Source organism: Candidatus Bathyarchaeota archaeon (assembly GCA_026014745.1).
In the GTDB taxonomy this organism is placed as follows: Archaea; Thermoproteota; Bathyarchaeia; order Bathyarchaeales; family Bathycorpusculaceae; genus Bathycorpusculum.
On the sequence record JAOZHS010000001.1, the window covers coordinates 1,019,734 to 1,041,442 of the forward strand.

General features: G+C 47.9%; 17 protein-coding genes. 13 read left to right on the forward strand and 4 right to left on the reverse strand.

The annotated features are described in order from the left end of the window. Positions 1–90: 90 nt before the first annotated feature. Positions 91–2,100 carry a PAS domain-containing protein gene (locus NWE92_05430; GenBank protein ID MCW4029071.1) on the reverse strand — a complete coding sequence of 670 codons (2,010 nt, stop codon included), beginning with the start codon at positions 2,098–2,100 and terminating at the stop codon, positions 91–93. Positions 2,101–2,243: 143 nt separating this feature from the next. Between NWE92_05430 and NWE92_05435 the strand changes: the two genes are divergently transcribed. The 10 genes from NWE92_05435 to NWE92_05480 all read left to right on the forward strand — a co-directional run bounded on the left by NWE92_05435 (position 2,244) and on the right by NWE92_05480 (position 13,908). Beyond that, positions 2,244–3,518: an ATP-binding protein gene (locus NWE92_05435; GenBank protein ID MCW4029072.1), complete on the forward strand. Its 1,275-nt coding sequence runs from the start codon at positions 2,244–2,246 to the stop codon at positions 3,516–3,518. 140 nt (positions 3,519–3,658) lie between these two features. Beyond that, positions 3,659–5,185 (forward strand): hypothetical protein, encoded by a 1,527-nt coding sequence (locus tag NWE92_05440; GenBank protein MCW4029073.1) that lies wholly within the window; start codon positions 3,659–3,661, stop codon positions 5,183–5,185. Positions 5,186–5,281: 96 nt separating this feature from the next. After that, entirely contained in the window at positions 5,282–5,689 is a 408-nt protein-coding gene (locus tag NWE92_05445; protein ID MCW4029074.1) for a hypothetical protein, read from the forward strand. After that, entirely contained in the window at positions 5,686–5,934 is a 249-nt protein-coding gene (locus NWE92_05450; GenBank protein ID MCW4029075.1) for a hypothetical protein, read from the forward strand. The genes NWE92_05445 and NWE92_05450 overlap by 4 nt, the downstream gene beginning before the upstream one ends. Positions 5,935–6,118: 184 nt before the next feature. Continuing rightward, entirely contained in the window at positions 6,119–6,301 is a 183-nt protein-coding gene (locus NWE92_05455) for a hypothetical protein (protein MCW4029076.1), read from the forward strand. A 2-nt stretch (positions 6,302–6,303) separates the two neighbouring features. Continuing rightward, positions 6,304–7,731 (forward strand): terminase family protein, encoded by a 1,428-nt coding sequence (locus tag NWE92_05460; protein ID MCW4029077.1) that lies wholly within the window; start codon positions 6,304–6,306, stop codon positions 7,729–7,731. After that, entirely contained in the window at positions 7,728–9,173 is a 1,446-nt protein-coding gene (locus NWE92_05465; GenBank protein MCW4029078.1) for an ABC transporter ATP-binding protein, read from the forward strand. Before NWE92_05460 ends, NWE92_05465 begins: the two co-directional genes overlap by 4 nt. Before the next feature lie 98 nt (positions 9,174–9,271). Next, positions 9,272–10,765, forward strand: coding sequence for an ATP-binding protein (locus NWE92_05470; protein ID MCW4029079.1), 1,494 nt, complete (start codon positions 9,272–9,274; stop codon positions 10,763–10,765). A 213-nt stretch (positions 10,766–10,978) separates the two neighbouring features. Then, positions 10,979–12,949 carry a glycosyltransferase gene (locus NWE92_05475; protein MCW4029080.1) on the forward strand — a complete coding sequence of 657 codons (1,971 nt, stop codon included), beginning with the start codon at positions 10,979–10,981 and terminating at the stop codon, positions 12,947–12,949. Positions 12,950–12,960: 11 nt separating this feature from the next. After that, positions 12,961–13,908: a hypothetical protein gene (locus NWE92_05480; protein MCW4029081.1), complete on the forward strand. Its 948-nt coding sequence runs from the start codon at positions 12,961–12,963 to the stop codon at positions 13,906–13,908. Here NWE92_05480 and NWE92_05485 read toward each other — a convergent pair. Continuing rightward, complete coding sequence (locus NWE92_05485; protein ID MCW4029082.1) at positions 13,905–14,717, reverse strand: hypothetical protein; 813 nt, start codon at positions 14,715–14,717, stop codon at positions 13,905–13,907. The genes NWE92_05480 and NWE92_05485 overlap by 4 nt on opposite strands. Before the next feature lie 133 nt (positions 14,718–14,850). Here NWE92_05485 and NWE92_05490 point away from each other — a divergent pair, with 133 nt between their 5' ends. After that, positions 14,851–16,053, forward strand: a complete 1,203-nt coding sequence (locus NWE92_05490) for a phage tail sheath subtilisin-like domain-containing protein (protein ID MCW4029083.1) — start codon at positions 14,851–14,853, stop codon at positions 16,051–16,053. A gap of 5 nt (positions 16,054–16,058) precedes the next feature. Here NWE92_05490 and NWE92_05495 read toward each other — a convergent pair whose 3' ends face one another. Together NWE92_05495 and NWE92_05500 are read right to left on the reverse strand one after the other, a co-directional pair. Next, positions 16,059–17,270, reverse strand: a complete 1,212-nt coding sequence (locus NWE92_05495; GenBank protein ID MCW4029084.1) for an aldo/keto reductase — start codon at positions 17,268–17,270, stop codon at positions 16,059–16,061. A gap of 137 nt (positions 17,271–17,407) precedes the next feature. Then, entirely contained in the window at positions 17,408–18,136 is a 729-nt protein-coding gene (locus tag NWE92_05500; GenBank protein MCW4029085.1) for a hypothetical protein, read from the reverse strand. A gap of 554 nt (positions 18,137–18,690) precedes the next feature. On the opposite strand from NWE92_05500, the gene NWE92_05505 reads away from it, so the two are divergent. Both NWE92_05505 and NWE92_05510 read left to right on the forward strand, forming a co-directional pair. Then, positions 18,691–20,220, forward strand: coding sequence for an acyl--CoA ligase (locus NWE92_05505; protein MCW4029086.1), 1,530 nt, complete (start codon positions 18,691–18,693; stop codon positions 20,218–20,220). 132 nt (positions 20,221–20,352) lie between these two features. Further along, complete coding sequence (locus NWE92_05510) at positions 20,353–21,357, forward strand: hypothetical protein (GenBank protein MCW4029087.1); 1,005 nt, start codon at positions 20,353–20,355, stop codon at positions 21,355–21,357. Positions 21,358–21,709 lie beyond the last annotated feature (352 nt).

Genomic DNA, 21,709 nt, shown 5'->3' on the forward strand with positions numbered 1-21,709 from the left:
GTCAATTGTAAATTAAGGCATTTTCCAACATTGACCCACATTTAAAACCCAAATTTGACCAAAATAAACACAAATTCCCACCAAATCCTATCAAGCCCCAACCTGCTTGGTGGGCAGTTTTATCAAAAACTTTGTGCCCTGCCCAAGGGTGCTCTCAAAACTGATGCTGCCGCCCTGCGCCTCCACGAGCCGCTTAACCACCGCTAACCCTAAGCCTTGCCCCTTGGCTTTGGTGGTGAACATGGGCGTGAAGAGTCTGCTTTTTACTTCATCTGTGATGCCCGAGCCTGTGTCAGCTATGGAGATGAAGACGTTGCTGTCTTGTTGGTAGCATCCGATTTTGAGGGCGCCGCCGTTTGGCATGGCTTGGATGGCGTTGTTGATGAGGTTGGTTAGGGCTCGTCGGGTGAAGGTGGGGTCAAGGTTTATGGCTGGTAGGGTTTCGATGTTGATGCTGAGTTTGATGTCGGCGGGCAGATAGACGGTTTCAAATATCTCCACAATCAAATCCGATAGGTTCACTGTTTGGTATTCAGGCGTGAGTTTTCGGGAGTAATCTTGCAGGTCGGCGACGATTTTGTTAATGTAATTTATGTTCTGTTCGATGCTGTTTAGGCTCTCGTTTACTTCCTGTTTGGCTTCTTTTCCGGGGAGGTCGTTTAGGGCGGTTTTTATGAGGTACACTTCGCCAGTCAACGCCTGCAGCGGATTGCGGATGTCATGCCCCACCATGCCTGCGGTTTGGCCGATGGCGGCTAAACGTTCATACTCAACGAGTTGCTTGGTGCGTTCTTTTACGAGTTCTTCGAGGTGTTTGCTGTATTGCTCTAGCTGTTGGTGGTCTAGGGTCCGCTGGGTAATGTCGCGGACTCCGCCGATGAACATCACGGTTTTTCCTTTGCTGTCTTTGACGGCTTTGGCGGTGTCTTTGACAACAATGTAGTGGCCGTTTTTGTGTCGAAACCGGTATTCCAAAACGTATTTGTCGATGTTGGGGTTCTCTGTTGCTTCTTTTAGGGTTTCCACTACATGTTGGACGTCATCGGGGTGCATGTGGTTTAACACCCAATCAACAGTGATGTCGATTTCTTCTGGTTTGTACCCTACGAGTTGCTCGATGCCTCTTAGAACTTTGATTTTGCCCGTTGGAATGTCCGTTTCGTAAACCATAATGTTAGCTGCTTCTGCCACTGCCCGAAAACGTTCCTCGCTTCTGCGCAGCGCTTCTTCTGCTTGCCACTGTTCGGTTACGTCTTGGTCGACGCCGACGACGACTTTGGCTTTGCCCTCTGCGTTTACTTCTACGACTTGACGCTGAGCATGCAACACCCGAACGGAGCCATCTCGGCGTATGATGCGGTAATCAAAATCTTCGCGGTGGTTAAGCGGCGAATTCATCATAATCTGTGCGTTTTTCTTGGCGGACTCTACACTGTCAGGGTGCAGAAAGCTAAGGTACTCTTCCCAGCTGAGGCTAAGCTCTTGAGGGTCCACTCCAAAAATCATAAACATCCCTGGCGACCAAATAGCCCTAGTCTGGGTTAGGTTAAGTTCCCAGCTGCCAAAATGCGCCACCGCCTCTGCTAGCGCAAGAAGCTTTATGTTTTCATCAGATTCTTGTTGGGCTATTCTTTGCTCAGTTACGTCTTGGTCGACACCCACAACAACCTTCAGCTCGCCACTCTTGGTGACTTCTTTTACTTGCCGCTCAGAATGAATTATGCGTACTGAGCCGTCTTTTCGGATTATGCGGTAGTCGAGTTCTCCTTTCTGGTTCACTTGTGGTTTGGCAAAGATGGTTTGCATTTTTCTGGTGACTTCTTCTAAGTCGTCAGGGTGGATGAAACTCCGAAATTCCTCTAACGTTAACCCCTCAGATTGGGGGTTTAGTCCAAAAATCCGAAACATCTCCGCAGACCAAATCGCTCTGGGTTTAGTTATGTCCCATTCCCAGCTGCCGAAATGCGCGACCTGTTCAGCCATCGCCAAGAGCTTTGTCTCTTCATTTTCAGCGCAAGGTGACGCAGCGTTGCTGTCCGTTCGATGATTGCGTGGTCTGCGTTTAGAAGTCACCAAAGAATCAGGAGCCGAGGCAACCAAACACAAAGCCCCAACAAACAATACAAAGACTAATCAGATAATAAAATCTTTCAAAAAATCCTTGCAAGTGTGCAACTGCAGTTAAATAAATATACTTATTTTACTTTAATGAAACAACCCATAGCCTTCGAGCAGGTGTCAGCATGATTGACGAAACACCGACAATCAATCGGTTAGTAGCGCAACAAAAGGATTGCGAGTTTTCGCTAAGATATGCGCTTAAAAAACAAGAAAACAACTGGAAAAATTGTTTTATCCTTTTCAAGCTGATTAAAAAAGGTAGTAGAACCGCAGTAGATTGGGATTATGGAAATTACTTGTTTGGTGAACAGTTTTTAGAAACTCGAGAAGCGCTAGAAATTATCTCTAATTTTTATAAATCCCAAAAACTAAGAATCCCTGATGTTTTTGAATTTAACCTTTGTCCGTCACATGAGCAGCTTAAGTTTTTGGGAAGTAAACAAAAATATGGTCTGCACAGAGCTGAGTGGCCTATGTTTCATTGCGATTTTATGGTTATTCCAGAGGAAAAAGGCGATTCCTCTGGCCATTCAGAATTACTACGTAAAAATTTGCCCTATTACCCAGACGTTACATATGGGATACTTAATTTTTTTGGATTACCTGTTGATTTTTTTAATTCGTACGGGGCTGTAAATGTTCAAATTTGCGATTATCGCGCTCGTATTGTCTCTTTAAGACTCAGTTTTTCTAAAGTTAATTTGGTTGTCGAAACCCCTGAGCTCAAACCTGAAAATATGGTTATCAAGGCTTTTGCTATTAAGGACAAAGTGAATAAAATTCTGCCAGATGTCTACGCTACGAAAGGGCATGCTGACTTTGACATAGGATGTTCTCCTGACAATCTGCATTTGGCTTTTCTCTCAAAACCCGACAATGCGAAAATTGACGGCAAGGAAATTGGAACTTGGAGGGCCGATGGCGACGACAGTATTACTATTGAAAGGCCAAATGAAGAGTTATTATTTCTGGCGCAGAAAGGGGAGGACCAGCATTTGGAGTATAAGGAGCATGCCAGTGATCAATCAAAGAAGAATGATCTTATAGAAACAGTAGTGGCTTACTCGAATTCGGAAGGGGGTTTAATTTTAATTGGAATTTCAGATACTGGAGCCATCGTTGGATGCAACCATAAACCAGAGGACTTGACAAAAATTATTCATGATTGCTGCGATCCGCCACCTCAAGGATTAAAGGTTGAGCAGAAAATACTCAGTTCATTCAATGTTATTCTCATAGACGTTCCACCCGGCTCTAATGGACCGTATCAATCTAAGCGCGATAAAAACTTCTACGTGAGGCACAACGCAACGGATATGAAAATTGAACGTTCCGAATTATTGGATCTACTGGAAAGGAGGAAAGACTCCACTAGTGATTTGCCAGAATATTGCTAAAACTAACAATTTTGATTTTTGAATGCTTGTGCATTTCTAAATTTCTTTGTAATTGCTAAATTCAAGTATTTTTAAACTAAGACGTCTGTTTCATGTTTGAGTGATAAATTTATTACATGCAGAAAGCTACAGTGAATTGTATGCCTTTTTTTGCATATTTAGGAGTCGCTTTTGGGTCTAAATGGTTTAATCCCCACCTGTCCATCCTTGTTTCGGTTTTTAGCGTATTTTTGCTTGACATCTTATCGTTTGTCCTCATCCAATACTACACCCTCGCGGGCGGATTAGACTACTATACAGCGGCTATGCTGGTTTTGCCCTTAACCCACAGCCTAGTCATGGCAATAACTTGGTCCATTGTGGCGGCACTCGTGGCTGGGTTAATTTTGTTTTTGCTCAACAGAAAACGCCCAACAAAAACCAAATCTGTCATTTTAAAAATCTGCCTCACCATCGCAATTCTGGTTTTTAGCAGTTGGCTAATAGATTTAATCACCCTGTCCAGTTATGATTATTCTGGGTTGCCGATAGCCTTTGGAACTGACCAAATCAGCGGTTTAGGTCTGGGCGACAGCTTGATTGGCGTGTACGCGTTTGAGTTTATCCTGTTTGCCGCTGGACTTGGCCTCTACATACAATACCACCGAAGCCACCAAACCCTTGCTAACCTCAAAAAGCGCCTCGCCAACAGCCGAACTTGGCAAACCCACAGCCCCGGATTGTTCAAAGCCTTTCTTGTCACGTTTGCATGCAGTTTCATTTTTGTGAGCATAGGTCTCTTTTTTATCCTGAACGCTGTTGCCAGCTCTCCTGATTTATCTCCAGATGTTGACGATGATTCATCCCCTAACTTCTTGACTGAACCCGTCAACATTTCCCAGCAATTCCTCCTAAACGTCCCCGAGCAATATTTGGACCGCAATTTGCCTGTCAACTTAACCATTGAACTTTCAAGTGAAAGTTATTTTGCGCAAAATACCCTTATCCAAGTGAATGCCTCCGCATGGCATTATTCGACGCCTCAAGACACCATCGACGTTGTGGGCATAACAGTTCAGCCACTAAATGCTTACACTGTTTTTCCTAACCAATACTCCGCAGCGGGCTTTACAGACTACTATTTTGATAACCCCTGCGTACTCTTCCTCTATGACCCCCACATCCAAAATGGCGTCGCCAATTTTTCGGAGGTCTCGGACTTCTGCAAATTCACCACTGCTGGACCCATATCTTTTCTTGTTAACTGCACCCGAACCATAAACACGCAGGCGTCCTCTGAGGCTGCTACTTGGCAAACTGCAGAATCAAGTGGGCGACAGGAAAAATATTCTGTGGTGATTCCTTCCAACTTCACCATAAAAGCGTATTCGGATTTGACGGAGCAGCAACGGCAGGATTTGCAGTCGTTGGCTAATCAGAGGGAGGCTTCTTTGCAGGTTAGGATGCAGTCGATTCAAGCCGCCATCCTTGAGCAGCAGGAGGCTAACCAAGACCGCAACGACATGATTAATCTGGGGTTTACGTTTGTGATTATTTTTCTGACTTTGGTGGAGATTTCTTTTGTCTTCTACGAGCAAAGCAAAGATGAGGAACGCAGCAGAGAATACTATAAGCGCAAGAAACGCAAAGAGAAAAACTCTGATTTGGAACATCATTTGCATTGGTGAATTGGTGAATTTGTTTGTAAATTTTTCAATTGCTAAATTTCGTGAGTATTTATATTTCAGATACGCTGTTGGTTTCTTGTTTGAGGACTGAAAGGCTTGAAGGATAAAGAAATCATCAACCAAATCAAAAACCTAACCGCAGGCGACCTCGTCTGCATAGAATGGTGCGACGCCAGCATCGGCAAAAGCCTATCTAACGGCATCGGCGGCATCGACGTACCCGTCAAAAGCTGGGGCGTCTACATCGGCGTCTTGGGCAAACGGCGCGAACACGTCATTTTGGCGCAGAACTGTTTCCGCTACAACGACGGACTCTACGACATCGACTACACCGCCGTACCCCTACCCTGGGCAACCAACGCATCCGTAGTCGAAGCAGGACACGTCCAAGCAGAGGAGGCGCAGGTGCTGCTAAACAGCTTCACCCTAAACGAGAAAGCCAAAGGCGGCGAAAAAACCACATACAATCGCTCAAGGTGCCAACGGAGAGTGCGTAACCATTGACGGACTTCGTCAAGAAAGCCTTAACCCGAAAAATCAGCCGCAAAAAAGGCCTCATCGAAACCGTTGAACCCGACGGGCGGCTTGTGTTAGGTACCAAATTCGCTATAGCCGCCACGTTTTGCCTCTCAGCCATAGAAATCGCCAACCTCGCCGTGCTGGGCACATGGAACAGCGAAGTCTTCGCCGCCATCACAGGCTTGACGGGCACGATTATGGGCATCTTAATCACCCAAAAAACCAGCTAGAGGAGCGCCGACATATTTGGAGCCTAATAGAGGTTCTATGTTGAAACCTATAGGGGGTAGGTCAAGGCGGCAACCTCCAAACCGTTTCATAGAACGAAGAATTTCCAATTTAACGGAGAAATTCGATGGAGACACTCAACAGATACGTTCTCAACTTATTCTCGAATTGAAAGGTCTCCAAGAGATGGCTATAGAGCAGGTTCAATCGGCAACTTGGAGAAAAGGCAAAGAACATCAAGAATGGGCAAGACTAGCCACTTACATTAGCCAAGTTATCAACAGCATAAGCAAAACTTACGATATATCTCAAATCAAGGCTGAACTTGAGGAACTTAAAAAGACCGTTGGAGAACTTGAGAAACAATGACTATGGCGCAGTTTCAGCGGGAAATCAAACAAATAAAAGAGGACGCCGCCAAAAAACGAAAAATCCAAGTTCCCCCCGACCCAACGGTGTTCTGCCAAGAAACCCTCGGCTTCACCCCCACCGCGTATCAGGCTAAACTCATCGAACAATTCCAAACCAACCAATTCGTCGCCGCACGCTGGGCACGCCAAAGCGGGAAAAGCCACACCCTAAGCGCCCTACTCCTCCACTACGCCCTCACCAACGCAGGCAGCAACATAGCCATCGTAGGCCCCAGCTGGCGCCAAACCAAACTCATAATCAAAACCATAAACGGCTTCTTACCCAAACTCCCCAAAGGCACCTACAAAAAACCCCAAAAAACCGCCGTAGCACTCGCCAACGGCAGCAACATCGAAGCATACCCCAACAACCCCGAAACCATCCGTGGCCCCAAACTCCACATAGTCTATGCTGATGAATTCAACTTCATCCCCAATGACGAAGAACTCTACGACGCCATGCTCTTCACGTTGGGCACCACCAACGGCAAATTCATCTGCACCAGCACACCATGGCGGTCCGATAGCATTTTCTACAAAATATTCCATGACTCAACCTTTGACGATTACGCCAAAAGCCACGTAACTTTTGAGCAGGCGCTCGAACCCAACGGACCCCTCAAACCCCAAATCCTCAACCGCATCCGACGCCAACTCGAAGGTGACCCCAGCCGATGGCGCCGCGAAATGGAAGCCCAATGGGCAGAAAACGAAAATGCTTGGCTTAGTCAAGCACTTATCACACAATCCATCGATCATACGCTTGATTATTCACCTTTTGGGGCAGAATTAGACGGCGACTTCTACGCTGGACTCGACTTAGGCAAGCATCAGGACCCAAGCGTACTCGCCATAATCAAAGCAGACCCCCAACACCTGCGACTAATCCACATCCACCGTTTCCCCCTCGAAACCCCTTACGCCAGCATCATCGGCTACGTCAAAACCATAAGCGACCGATGGCAAACCATCCATCAAATCCTCGTTGACCAAACAGGCGTCGGCGAATACATAACCGAAGACATGACCAACACCGGTCTTGACAACACCCAAGGCGTCACCTTCACCGCCCAATCCAAACAGGAGATGGCGCAGCATCTAAAACAAGCCCTAACCGAAAAACGACTACTAATTCCCTACGATAGTGAACTCATCGCGGAACTAAACGTAGAGCAGTTTGAGTTGACAAAAGACGGTAAAATCAGCCTAAGACATCCTCAGGGTACACATGATGACCGTTTCTGGGCGCTTGCGTTGGCAGCGTATGCAGCAAGAAGTCGGACGGCGGCACCGAAATTCTGGGTCATCAAAAAAGCATTCCAGAAAAGTGGCATGCAGGGTCTAAGGCAACGGCTCCAAACCCACCCCCAAGGAGGCGCAAATCGTTGACGCGGCGTCGCCCCGAAACCTTCCACATCCAGAGCCTCAAACGCACCTACAACCGCCAAACCGACACATTCACCATAAACCTCAGCTACACCACCGCCCCGCCCACCCTAACGCCCCGCACCAAAGAAGTCGCCGAAGCCTTCGGACTTGGCGCGGATCAGACCCGCGAGTTCACCCTCTACCAAGACCTCGCCATCCACATCCGCCCCACAGACCTCGTGCTCATCACAGGTGACAGCGGAAGCGGCAAAAGCGCACTGCTCAAAGCCCTCAAAGCCGATTTAGGCGCCGACGCAGCAGACGCAGACGACCTAAAAATAGACCCAGACACCCCAATAATCGAAACCATCGGAAAAAACACATCCGACGCCATCGAAGCCCTTAGTCAAGTCGGCTTAAACGACGCCTTCCTTTTCTTGCGTCCGTATCGGGAACTTAGCGAGGGACAAAAACACCGCTACCAAACCGCGCTTTTGGCGGCGTCGGGGAAGCCGTTTTGGGTAATTGACGAATTCACCAGCACGCTTGACCGTGACACCGCCAAGATTTTAGCCTTTAACCTACAAAAACAAGCCCGCCGCATGGGCGCCGCAGTCATAGCCGCCACCACGCATCGTGACCTCCAACGCGACTTCGCCCCCAACGTACACATCCACAAACGCTACGGCAAAGAAGTCACCGTAAAATACCACCCAAACGCCCACACAGATGCCTGCAGCCTAACCCGACAAATGACTATCCAAGCAGGCACAACCGCCGACTACAAACAACTCAGCCAATTCCACTACCGCACCAGCAGATTGCCGCCTCCCAAAAAAGTGTTTTGCCTAAAACGCAAAAACGAACTCTGCGGCGTCATCGTCTACAGCAACCCCCCACCGATGTGCTTTGGACGCAAAAAAGTCTGGCAAGGCAACTTGCAGCAACTCAACCGAGAAGTCGCAGCAATTAGCCGCGTGGTGATGCATCCCAAATATCGCAGCATAAGCCTCGGTGCCAAACTTGTCCACGATACCTTGCCCTTTGTGGGGGTAGCCAACGTGGAGGCGGTTGCGGTTATGGCGAAGTATAACCCGTTTTTTGAGAAGGCAGGCCTAAAAAAAATCGCCCAAAGCAGTCCCAATCGACACGTAAATGAGGCGTTGGCGCGGCTTGAAGCGTTAGGTTTCGACGCTGCTTTGATGGGTTCGGAAGGCTACAACCTACAGAAGCTTCGATGCATCGGGGTTGAAGCGGTGGTTGAGTTGTTGGTGGAGCTTTCTTTGCGTGACGCGACTATCCGACGCCGACTGGTAAGCCTACACGATGTTTATCCTCGTCATGACGAGTTTGTCGCCAAAATCGCTGACTGCAATGTGGAGGGGTTGGCGGCGGCGTTGAAGCGGCTTAGTTTTTGTGCGCAACCAAAAGTGTACCTGTATTGGAGCCAAAAAGACGCTTAAAAGAGTTAGGCGTCTACTTTTTGGTGTTCTTTTTTTGAAAGAATATTAATATTCTGCCTAGAATCATACCATTTGTTTAGGAGGCTGATGATGGGTCTATGTCTTCTAGTGATTCAGAAATCCAGCAGACCCCCCTGCAAACGGTGCCCGCCTCCTTTTTGGTGTTAAACCCTACCCCAATTATCGAAGCAGACTTTAAAGGCAACCTCCTATTCACAAACCCCGCCGCAAGGAACTATTTTCCGGGTCTGGATGGAGCAGGGAACGTTTTTGAGTTGTTTCCCGACTGGCGTCAGCTTGTAGCCATCTTTTTGGATGAGGCTAAGCGGAGTGTTCAGCGTGAGATGCAGGTTGGCGGGAACTGGTTTTTGGAGCAGATTTTTCGTGTTCCCAATGATCAGCGGATTCGTGCTTATTTAGTTCCGATTAATGATTTGAAGCGTGCTCAGCAGGCGCTTGAGCGCGAACGTAACCTTCTGCAAGCCATCATGGACGGAACCAAAAACTGTCACCTTGTCTATTTGGACCGCGACTTTAACTTTGTTCGCGTTAATGCGGCTTATGCTAAAACTTGTGGTTTTGCTACGCCTCAAGAGATGATTGGTAAAAACCACTTCGACCTCTACCCCCAAGAAGACAATGAGATCCTCTTTAGGAGAGTCCGTGACACCGGCGTCGCCATCGAAGTGAAGGATAAGCCTTTTGTTTTTCGTGACCAGCCGGAGCGGGGAGTGACCTATTGGGATTGGGGTCTAGAACCCCTCAAAAACGAGAAGGGCGAAGTGGAGGGGTTGGTGTTTTCTTTGGTAGAGACCACCGAGCGGAAGCGGATTCAGATGAAACTGGAGGAGAACGCGTGCCTGTTAGAGGAGTATGCGAATCAGATGGAGGCGCTTGCGGAGGAGCGGGCTAAGCAGCTGGCAAATGCGGAGCGGTTGGCTGCGATTGGGCAAACGGCGGGGATGGTGGGGCATGACATCCGTAATCCTTTGCAGGCTATTGCGGGTGAATTGTATTTGGCTAAGGAGGAGTTGGCTTCTATGCCTGAATCTGTCCCCCGTAAGAATCTTCAGGAGAATCTCGCTAACATAGAGCAGAACCTCTACTACATTGACAAAATCGTCGCGGACCTCCAAGACTTTACCAAACCCCTCAAACCTTTCAAAGAAAAAATCACCATAGAAAAAGCCATAGAAGAAGCCCTGCTAATTGTCACCATACCCAACAATCTCCAAATATCCATAACCGTAGTCGACTGCCCCAAATTCTACGCCGACCTCTCCATGCTCAAACGCATACTCATAAACCTCATCCAAAACGCAGTTCAAGCCATGCCCAAAGGAGGCGACCTAAAAATCCGCGCCAAATGCGACGATAAACAAGCATACGTAAGCGTACAAGACACTGGCGAGGGAATTCCTCTGGATATTAAGGACAAACTTTTCACGCCGCTTTTCACAACCAAGTCAAAAGGACAAGGCTTTGGGTTGGCAGTGGTGAAGCGTCTTGTGGATGCGCAAGGGGGCACAATCAATTTTGAGAGCGAACCAGGCAAAGGCACCACCTTCACAGTTGCCTTGCCGCTCCAATAACCTGTCCATTTAGGTTAAGAGGCACCTCAAGCACCCTGCCCCTTTATTATTGAAAGTATATTAAAACAAGATCAGCGGGGGTTTTGGTTATTTTGTGTATGGTTTTTTGATATGTAATGTTTTTAATGTGGTTTTTTCACGGTTATCTGATGTATTTAATGCCACTATTTAATATAGGCTGATTTAGAGGCCGATAGGGGAGAAAACAAACAAATGACCACACGATACGACCAACAATACACAGAACCCATCATAATCGACTCCACACCCAAAAAACCCCTAACCAAAGAAAACGTAATCGCCATCCTACGATACCACCACGTTGTCAAAACATCCTCCGTAGAAAAATCCGAAGTCACCCTCGAAAACATCATCCCCACCCTAAAAAGAGCCAAAGTAAACCTCCCCGAATCCTTCTTCAAAGACCTCGCAGACGAATGTAACTTAACTTTTCTTTCCTACACTCAAGTTAGAGAAATCTACCAAAGCGAAGAAGCCAGTAAACTAATAACCGTCCTACCCTATCCCATCATAAACAAATACAAAATTATCCCACTAAAAATACGCGGCAAGATAATCGACTTAGCCGTAGACAACCCTCTTGACCGTCGCGTCTTAGTCACGGTACAGTACCTCTTTAGCGCTTGGAAGATTAATCTGCAAGTGGTCTCCACCAAAGCCATTGACTGGGCAATCGACAACATCTACAGAGAAATCCATCGAAACTCTGCAATGCTGGACCTATACAACCGTACCCCCGACCAATCCGCCCACAAAGTTCTCTACCCAAACCAAAAATACTTCATCATAGGCGCCATAGCAGCGGTTGCCGTTGCCGCCCTGATTAATGCAGTTTTGACGTTTGCGGTGTTATTTGCCACTATTAGCGTTCTCTATTTTGTGTTTAACCCCATCAAAATCTACATTTCCCTACGAGGCTTCAAGGGCGCCCGTTCTCTAACTAAGGTCAGCAAAACCGAAATGAAAGAGGTCACCGATGCAGAATTACCCGTCTATACCGTGTTGATTCCTGTCTTTCATGAATCGGAAATGCTTGCTCGCAACCTCAAAAACATGTATAACATTAACTATCCCAAGAACAAATTAGACATCAAAGTCTTGATGGAAGAAAGTGACGAAGAGACCATCAATGAAGCCAAACGGATTGGGCTGTTTGGCTCCACCGAAAAAATGGTTGAAGGCATCCCGCCCGAAGAATACACGAATTTCTTAGAGCTCTTCGACCCAGTCGTGGTGCCCGCCGCCAAAATCACCACCAAACCCCGCGCCTGCAACTATGGGCTGCTCCGCGCAAAAGGCGAACTCGTCGTCATTTACGACGCCGAAGACAAACCCGACCCCGACCAGTTACGCAAAGCCGCCATTGTGTTCCTGCAATCACCCAAGGAACTCATGTGTTTACAGTCTAAACTTAACTTCTACAACGCCGACGAAAACGTCCTAACCCGATGGTTCTCCATCGAATACGCAAACTGGTACGAATTCTACTTGCAGGGGCTCGACTGGATAGAAGCACCCATCCCACTGGGAGGCACCAGTAACCACTTCCGTAAAGAAAGCCTCGATGAACTCGGCAGATGGGACCCCTACAACGTCACCGAAGACGCCGACATCGGCATCCGCTTAGCACGCAGAAACCTAAAAACCGAAATGATAGACTCCTACACCTACGAAGAAGCCACCACAAACGTGAAAAGCTGGATTAAGCAACGCTCACGATGGTACAAGGGACATGTGCAAACCTACTTTGTGCATATGCGCCACCCACGCCAACTGCTCAAAGATTTAGGTACCTCAAAATTCCTCAAACTCCAATTCACATTCGGCACAAGCGTGCTCATACCCATCATAAACCCAATCCTCTGGGTCATAACCGCCGCGGCTCTGCTCTTGCCAATCAATTTGTCATGGTTGACGCCGGGCATTTTGCAAATCATCTGTATGCTAAACCTATTTGTGGGCAACGCATCCTATTTGCTAATCTACGTGATAGCCTGTGCTAAACTCAAACATTACCGGCACATACCCTACGCGTTGATTATGCCGATTTATTGGGCGCTGCTAAGTATCGCCAGTTGGAGGGGACTCATTCAACTTATAAAGAACCCCTTCTATTGGGATAAGACAAGCCATGGCGTGTCTAAAACCGTGGCGCACAAGTAAAGGTAAGCAGGATGCGTTTAGAAACCACAGTAATCGGCAGTTTCCCCAAACAGAATAAGCCTCTACCTGAGGCTATCCGTGACATGGTAGAATTACAGTTACACTACGGCGTAGATTTGATTACGGATGGCGAACAGCGCGGCGGCATGATTCGCTACTTCGAACAGGTCCCCGGCTTAGATGGTGCAGGCGGCAATCTTCGTATCGCCCAAAAAATCCGTCCCATTGATGCTGATAAACTTGACGAGTTTTACAAAATTCAAGATTACCAAACCATACGCCAAATCCTCCAAGAGACAGGCCGCACTGCGGCGAAAGCCAAAGTCACCCTAACCGGACCCATGACGTTGGGTACCATATGCGCTTCAAATGCCATCGAAAGCGCCAGCCAACACTACAACCTCGACGACGAAGCTGCCCTGTTCAGGGACTTCGCAAACATGCTTGTCCCAATCGCCAAACGCGCCCTAGAACTGGGTGCCTACGTGCAAATCGACGAACCCCTGCTTTCAACAAGCAAAGTCACCCTGCAAACTGCAGTAGTAATCCTCAAATCCTTCACCGCAAAACTGCCCAAAGAGGCATTTGCCGAGGAAAAAATCAGCCTCCACGTCTGCGGCTCCATAAAAAGCATCCCCGGACTCTATGAGACACTGCTCTGGCTGGATTTCCCGATCCTCAGCCTCGGATTCAGCGGTTCCGACGAGAAAGAAAACCTTGACCTTCTCACCCGCGCCTCACTCGAAGAGCACGGCAAAAAGTTAGGTGCAGGTTTCTGCTCAAACATCACCGTCGAAGAAACGCAGACGATGCTGGCGCGTTACCGCCAAATCGAAGCCGCCGTAGGCAAAGAAAACATAAAATATCTGCATCCTGACTGCGGATTCGGCTTAACAAAACTCGAGAAGGTCACGCAGATTTTGGGCAACATGCAACAAGCCGACCAAACCATCGGCTAGCTTGGCGGGGTTCCAAAGCTAAACCCGTCTCCATCCTTTTGCAAGTGAATTTCCTGTAAGACAAGGTTATGCACGGGGTTGGTTATGGTAGTTGGTTCTTCCCCGATGACGGTGACCCAGCCTGCTCTTTGCAGAGTCACAGTGATGGCGTTGGGGGTGCCGTTGCTCCACAAGCCCAGACTGCTGTTTCCGCTTCCATATGATACGCTGTTGGGGACTTGTCCGGTGATGACTTGTCCAACGTGTAGATTCGCGCGGAAAGCAATCGTCTGTGGGGGACCGCGGGGTGAACCTGGAAAAGGCGCTGAGAACGGGGTTGTGCACGAGGCGTTAAAGTTTGTTCCAAACCAACCCAGATACACCTCTTTAACACCAGTGTCAGAGGTGAAGTTGAGGAAGTAGCCTTCAAATTTTTGGTCCCAACTCTCGTCTTGGGGGTTGCCCAGATAGGTTAAACTAAACAGGGCATAAGGCGGATAGAGCGTTGAAGGATGCGTCTCTACACCAAAGCCAAAGTGGTCATGGCCTTCGCCGGTGCTGTTTGTTCGCCCCACATAAACATAAGTCAGTTCTGCATCGTAGAGGTCGGTGAGTTCTACGGTTCCGCCATACGCGGGGATTTTGGGGCCATAGATTGTTTGGTCAGGGGTCGCTTGAATCCAAGGCCAAGTGGGCGTAGGATGAGTCTCTGTAATTGCTTCGTCTGCCAGTTGCGGTGGGTAAGAGGCGATTAATGCGGAGGCTGAAGCAATAATCACACAAGCCAAAACAACTCCAACAACCACTGCGATTCGGTTCATTTCAATCAATTTGCCAATGCAGTGTTTCAGATATAATGTTTACTGTAAAACTTTCTTGACTATTCTGCACAAGAATTCCTGACCAAACCTGATAGGGCAACACAAAAGAGCCCCAGCCACCATAACACGCAGGGAAGCAACCATGAAACCCGGCGTCTACATCGAAGAAGTCTCCTCAACCGCAAGATCAATCAGCGGCGTATCAACCTCCGTTACCGCATTTGTAGGAACCACACAAACAGGTCCCCTCAACCAACCGGTTTTAATCCACAGTTTCACCGAATTCACCGCATCCTTTGGCGCCCTTTGCAAGGACAGCAGCCTCGGCTACGCGGTTAATCATTTTTTCATAAACGGTGGCTCCCACGCCCTAATCATCCGTGTAGGCGCCCAATCTGCGCAAGCGGTGTTGGGTAGCCCTGACGAAAAAACCGGTTTGTACGCTCTTGAAAAAGCCGACATTTTCAACCTCCTCTGCTTGCCCGGCTTAGGCGCTTCCGAGGACACCCGAAAAGCCGTCTATGCCGCCGCTGAAGCCTTCTGCGAACAACACAACGCCTTTCTGCTCATTGACCCCTCGCCTCAGTGGACTACAAAAACCGCTGCGCTTGACGCCATCAAAGTCTTTCCCAAAAGCCGCAACGCCGCAGCCTATTTTCCCCGCATAGAAGCCACTGACCCCCTCACTGGAACAATAGCCGAGTTTGACCCCTGTGGTGCTGTGGCAGGCGTGATTGCGCGCACAGATGCGCAGCGAGGTTTTTGGAAAGCGCCCGCAGGTACAACAGCTACTTTGATGGGGGTTTCGGGATTAACCGTGGCGCTTAGCGAGGGGGATGTCTCAGACCTAAACTTTGCGGGTTTAAACTGCATCAGAATGTTGCCTTCTGTTGGGTCTGTGATTTGGGGTGCCCAGACGCTTCGTGCCTCCCAGGATGCTGAGTGGAAATATGTTCCTGTGCGGCGGTTAGCGCTGTATTTGGAGGAAAGCATTCGTCGGGGTACGCAGTGGGTGACTTTTGAAGCCAATAACGAGGCGTTATGGAGCAAAATCCGCCTTTCCGTTGACTCTTTTATGCACAGCCTATGGTTGCAAGGCGCTTTTATGGGTGCAAAATCCGCCGAAGCTTACCTGATAAAATGTGATGCTGAAACCAACACTCAAGCCGACCTCGAAGCCGGAAACCTAAACATAATTGTTGGGTTTGCGCCTCTGAAACCTGCAGAATTTGTTATCATAAAAATTCAGCAAAAAACCGCTTCTAAAACCCCCAGCACTGCGGCTAATCTGCCAAAAACCTTGCCGCCTAAATCCAACTTAACCCTAAGAAAACTAAAACCCTGAAAGGGTTACTCGATTTTTCTACTGATTTGCCTCTTCGCCACCACTTTGATTACAGGAATCATCAGTTTGGTTCTGGTTCCGCCAAGGCAACTATTGACGTTTTTGAGTTCCTCGGGGATGTTGATGTGCTGGGGGCACTTCTTGACGCATACGCCACAGTTTTGGCAAAGCGACGCATCAGAGCGTTTCCCATCCATGACGCCCATCAGGGTTACTACATACATGCCGCGGTCCATGAATTTGTTATCGAACATGTTGTATTGGTTGTAGAGATTAAAGTTCGAGGGGATGTTGACGCCGTTAGGGCAGGGCATACAATACGCGCAGCCCGTACAAGGCACCTTCATAAGACGCCGATACGTCGAGGCAACTTTGCCCACGATTGAAAGTTCTTCTTGACTCATCGAGTTGGGCAGCGCGGTTTCTGCGGTGGCGATGTTTTCCTGTATCTGTGCTTCGTCGTTCATGCCTGAGAGAACCACAGTGACTTCAGGATGATTCCAAACCCAACGCAGCGCCCACTCAGCCGCTGTCCGCTTCATTGGCGCCTCGTCATAGATTTTTTTAACATCCTTCGGCAGCTTACCCGCCAAGGAACCGCCCCGCAAAGGCTCCATAACCATAACCGCAAGCTTCTGAGAAGCCGCATAGCGCAGTCCTTCCGTGCCTGCCTGCATTTTTTCGTCCAAAAAGTTGTATTGAATCTGGCACATGGTCCAGTCGTTTGCTTCTATGATTTCGCGGAAGGTGGCTTGAGAACCGTGGAAGGAGAAGCCAGTATTGATGATTTTGCCTTCCCGCTGGGCTCTTTTAAGAAAATCTAGTACGTTGAAGCCTTGAAGTCTGCGCCACGATGCAGCGTCCAGTGCATGTAACAGGTAATAGTCGATGTGGTCGGTTTGCAGTTTGCTGAGTTGTAGGTTGAGCATTTTTTCCATGTCTTCGGGTTTTGTTAGCATGAAATGAGTGAGTTTGGTGGCGATTTTGACTTTTTCTCGGTAACCGTCTTGGAGTGCTTTACCCAATATCCGCTCGCTCTCACCTGCATGATAGGGCGGCGCAGTGTCAAGGTAATTGATGCCGCTGTCAATGGCTAAATGCACTTGGTTTATGCTGCGTTCTTCATCGACTTTTAGGTTCTTCTGCGGAAGCCGCATCAACCCAAAGCCTAATACGGACAGTTTGTCACCGTTTTTTGGAACAACCCGATACTGCATAGCCCAGCGCTCCTGACCATTTTTTCCCTTAATTGGGTGTTGGGAGGGCTGCTTAAAAGAATTGTGTGTTAAGAAATACGAAGACACATCAAATAAAAATTTTAAAAAATGGGGTTATTGTCAAGTTTTCTGTTGCTCTAACTTGCTGGCGGAATATAATTTGTTGTATCGTTTAGTGCCATGCTACCGACGGTTTCGATTGGGGTTGGTCCAAGCCATGTTGGGATTGCAACGCGGACCCAGGCGGGTGTATCAGTGTAAGTTGAGTTTATTGTCCAACCTGAGAAAATGGGTTTAGGTAGTGTCCACGTTTCGCTGTTGGTGAAGCCCTGTGCGATGGGTACGAACCATAATGTCATTGGTGGTAGGGTGATGTTGCCGCCCCACGCCGAGGGTAGGGCGATGGTTATTGGAACCGTTAGGTTAGCCATAAGCATTGGTCCATTCATCCACACGTAGAGTTGGTTGGTTGTAAGGTTGACAATGTTCATCATGGCGGGTGGTGTCCATGCAAGGGTGTTATTGAGGACGCTTTGGATCATGCTGATAGTCGCATTGTCCTTGTAGGTGGTTAATACTGCGACTGGCAGATACTGGTTTGTGTTGGGGTCCCATAGGTGGATCTCCATCATGCTGTTGCCCATGGGGTCTGATTGGTTAACTGTGTTTGATACTGCAATGTAGAGGTTCGTTGGATGGTTTGGTGTGCCCTGCGGTAACTGGACAATCACGAATCCATCATTACTGTGATAACTTACCGCAGCAGCCTGATTGGCAAGTTGAGATTGACCCGCCGCAAAAATCGCCACACTAATTGATGAAGCTAAAAGAATCATAATCATAAACGCGACAATTGTTTTCCTCACTAATTCACCTCCTTCCAAGGCACAACAAAAAACACGGACTACACAGCGTTTTTGAGACTCAAAGAGTCACCGTATAGTCCAAACCCTCTAGGGGGCGGATTTATTTATGGATATTTTCAACCTCTCAAGACCCAGACAGAACCCTGTCTGTTGTCTCACCGTTCCATTTGGGTATGGCTGTGTTGCTACAATAATGTAAATAAAGTTGGGGGCATCCCTAACGTTTGGACGATGAGAAAATCGAGGTACGCTGAAGCTGAAGGCGGGGAAATTTAAGCTGGAGGCTGGTGAGTGCTTTTTCCGCTATTGAGTCCACTATTAACCCAAAAACGAACCAGTTATTCTTTGAGCCACTCAAGCGCTTTGTTATAATAACGAATGTCTAAGATTTTCACTCTAACTTTTGGGGAGCCGAATGGTGTTATTCTTGAAGGAAAAATCTGATGAAGCCTTTTTTGAGCCATATTTTAAAAAGTATCCTAGCCATTTAATACGGTCTCAAAGCGCAAGCTAAACAGAGGAGTTGAGGGTCCTTCACACCTACCATCGTGGAAATGCTTGAAGAAAACGCCCGCGCCTACCCCGATGATGTGGCGTTAATTGAGCTAACACCCAGCCAAAACATCCGCAGACAAATTACCTGGAAACAGTTCAATCAGCAAGCCAACTGTATAGCCAATTACCTCCTGCAGAGAGGGCTTAGAAAAGACGATAAAGTAATCCATTGGATGCGCAACTCTATCGATTGGTTGATAACCTATTTTGGCATTATCAAAACTGGCGCTTGGGCGGTGCCGCTGAATTTTCGTTTCAACGCGCTGGATTTTAGGTTCTGCACCAACATCGCGCAAGCCAAAGCGATAATTTTCGAGGACTTTTTCCTCAAAACTGTACAGGACGTAAAGCCCTCCAGCATCCAAGAGTACATCTATCTAGGTCCCAATCTCCCCCAAGGCATGACTAACTACACCGAGATTTTAGAGTCAGCCAACGTCGAAGACCCAAAAATTGAGTTGACACCCACCGATGAATGCGGCTTATACTTCACCTCAGGCACCACAGGCGACCCCAAACCCGTACTGCTAACCCATAAAAACATGAGCTTCGCCGCAGAAGTCGAACAGAAACATCATTACCAAACACACAATGATAATTTTATTCTGTTGCCTCCGCTGTATCATACTGGCGCCAAGATGCATTGGTTTGGCAGCCTCATTTCTGGAGCTAAGGGCACAATCTTAACTGAATTTAGCCCCAAAAACGTGCTAGACGCAGTCAGCAAGGAGAAGGGGACTATTGTGTGGTTGCTGGTGCCGTGGGTTCATGATATTTTGGTGGCTCTCGATAAAGGGGAACTTAAGCTGGAAGATTATGCTTTGGATTCTTGGCGTTTGATGCACATCGGAGCCCAGCCTGTTCCGCCTGTCCTTGTGCAGCATTGGCGGGATTATTTCCCAACAATGGCGTACGATAATAATTATGGGTTAAGCGAAGCCACGGGTCCCGGTGCAGTGCATCTGGGGCTGGAAAATGCGTTTCGGGCTGGAGCTGTAGGTAAAGTCGGCTATGGTTGGCAGCTCAAAATTGTAAGTGTGGACGATAACAGCGATGTTTTGCAGTCGATGGTGGGTGAGTTATGCGTTAAGGGTGATGGGGTAATGCGTGAATATTACAAAAATCCCGCCTTAACCGACAAAACAATCATTGACGGCTGGCTGCACACAGGGGACATGGCGCGTATTGACCAAGACGGCTATGTGTATCTGGTTGACCGCAAAAAAGACCTAATCATTGTCGGCGGTGAGAATATTTATCCCATCGAGGTTGAAGACGCCATTCACAATCATCCTAAAGTTTATGATGTGGCCGTTATAGGGGTACCCGATAACCGTCTGGGCGAAATTACCTGTGCTGTCATCGATGTTAAGCTCGGAGAAAGCCTGACTGAAGAAGAAATTATGACTTTTCTTGAGGCTCTGCTACCGAAATATAAGCGTCCACGCAAAATCATTTTTGATAAAATACCGCGCAACCCCACAGGAAAAATCGAAAAAACCAAACTAAGAAGCAAATACGCAAAATAACACCGTCTAGCGGATACTTTTTTTCTGCTTTCGTCCTTTAAGCACATAGTGAGTGTTCCTGTTTTGGAACGATTTGTTCCCTGAATAGAACTAAATAATTGTACTCTCCAATCGAGGAATGGTGAACTCAGAATGGGGACATGGCTTCAAAAGTATGGTGATTCTTACCGTTTCTGGATTTTAGTTGTTGCCTGCACCTACTTTGCCTACGCAGTCTACTACATGGCAAGTGGCATGCGTGACAGCATTGGCATGTTAAGCAACCAATGGCTCTACTCTTCTCTCTCAGTCAATCCGTGGTGGTGGATGGTGCTCTTCTACAGTAGCGAAGGCGCCGGCGGTTCAGTCGCAATAATTGTGCGTGCAGTTGCTGGAGTATTTGCAGTGTATGGCGCTTACCTGTTTTGGCGCAAAAAAGATACCCTTATGCCCCGCATAAAACGCTGTCTCAGCATCTTTTTGCTACTCGAAGCCGTCTTTTACCTCACCCTAATTCCCTCAATTATCGCAGCAGCCGTCTACAACCTCGCCGCCGACCCCACTCTCTTCTACTTCGGCCACACCCCCGAAGCCCTGCTCCTCTACGTCACCTTCATCCCTTGCACAGCCATCGTTTTGGTAGTTCCGCCACTGCTCCTAAAACTCCGAACAACCATCAACCACAACGCATCCACAGCAGAAATCGGCAAATGGGCAAGCCTAGCAGGCGTGGGCTACCTGTTTGTGGTTTTTTGGTTTAACTTTTCGATGATGTGGTCGGGCGTTGCGGTGCCTTACACGCGGGTTTATGAGCAGTATGGCTTGGATTTTATGCTGCAACCCGCCAACCTTTTCAGTTTTGTGCTGACTGTTTTTGGCTTGCTTGCCGTAGCCTTAACCGCGTTGTTTGCGACTTTGCCTCTCATCAAACAACAGCCCAAAAAGCCCAGTTTAGCTGGGGTCGGCGCAGCTTTGGCAGGATTAGGTGGCTACTTCATCACAACTGCCGTTTACTACTATGCAACTGGTGGTTATAGCGCTCATCCCAGTGTGTGGTACGAAGTGATAGGTCCGCTTCATAACCCTAATTTGTGGGTTATTTCGCTGGTTTTCTTGGGATTATCTCTTATTTTTTACCGCAGAAACTCTGAAAAGTGAGGCTGTTTATCGCCTTCTTTGTCTTTTTTCAGTATTTTTTTTATCTTTTGTGTGGGCGTGGCGGTTTACGGGACACAACAAGATAGCAGCTGGCAGCGGTTGATTTTTAAGTTTACAATGCTTCTAAGCGTCTGTTACGGTGTGGCATAACCGAATTTTACCACACCCCCAACATAGAGGAATGTTGAAGCAGTCGCCATGTGCGTGTGGGAGTATGTATGGGCTGGTTTTTTCTCCACACGACCTCTGAGTTGGGGAAACATGGAGATGAAAAAAGAAAATGTGTTTGTGGCTCGCACCACGCTTGTTGGTATAGCCTATTGGCTATTTAACAAAGAAAGGAAGGGTTGGG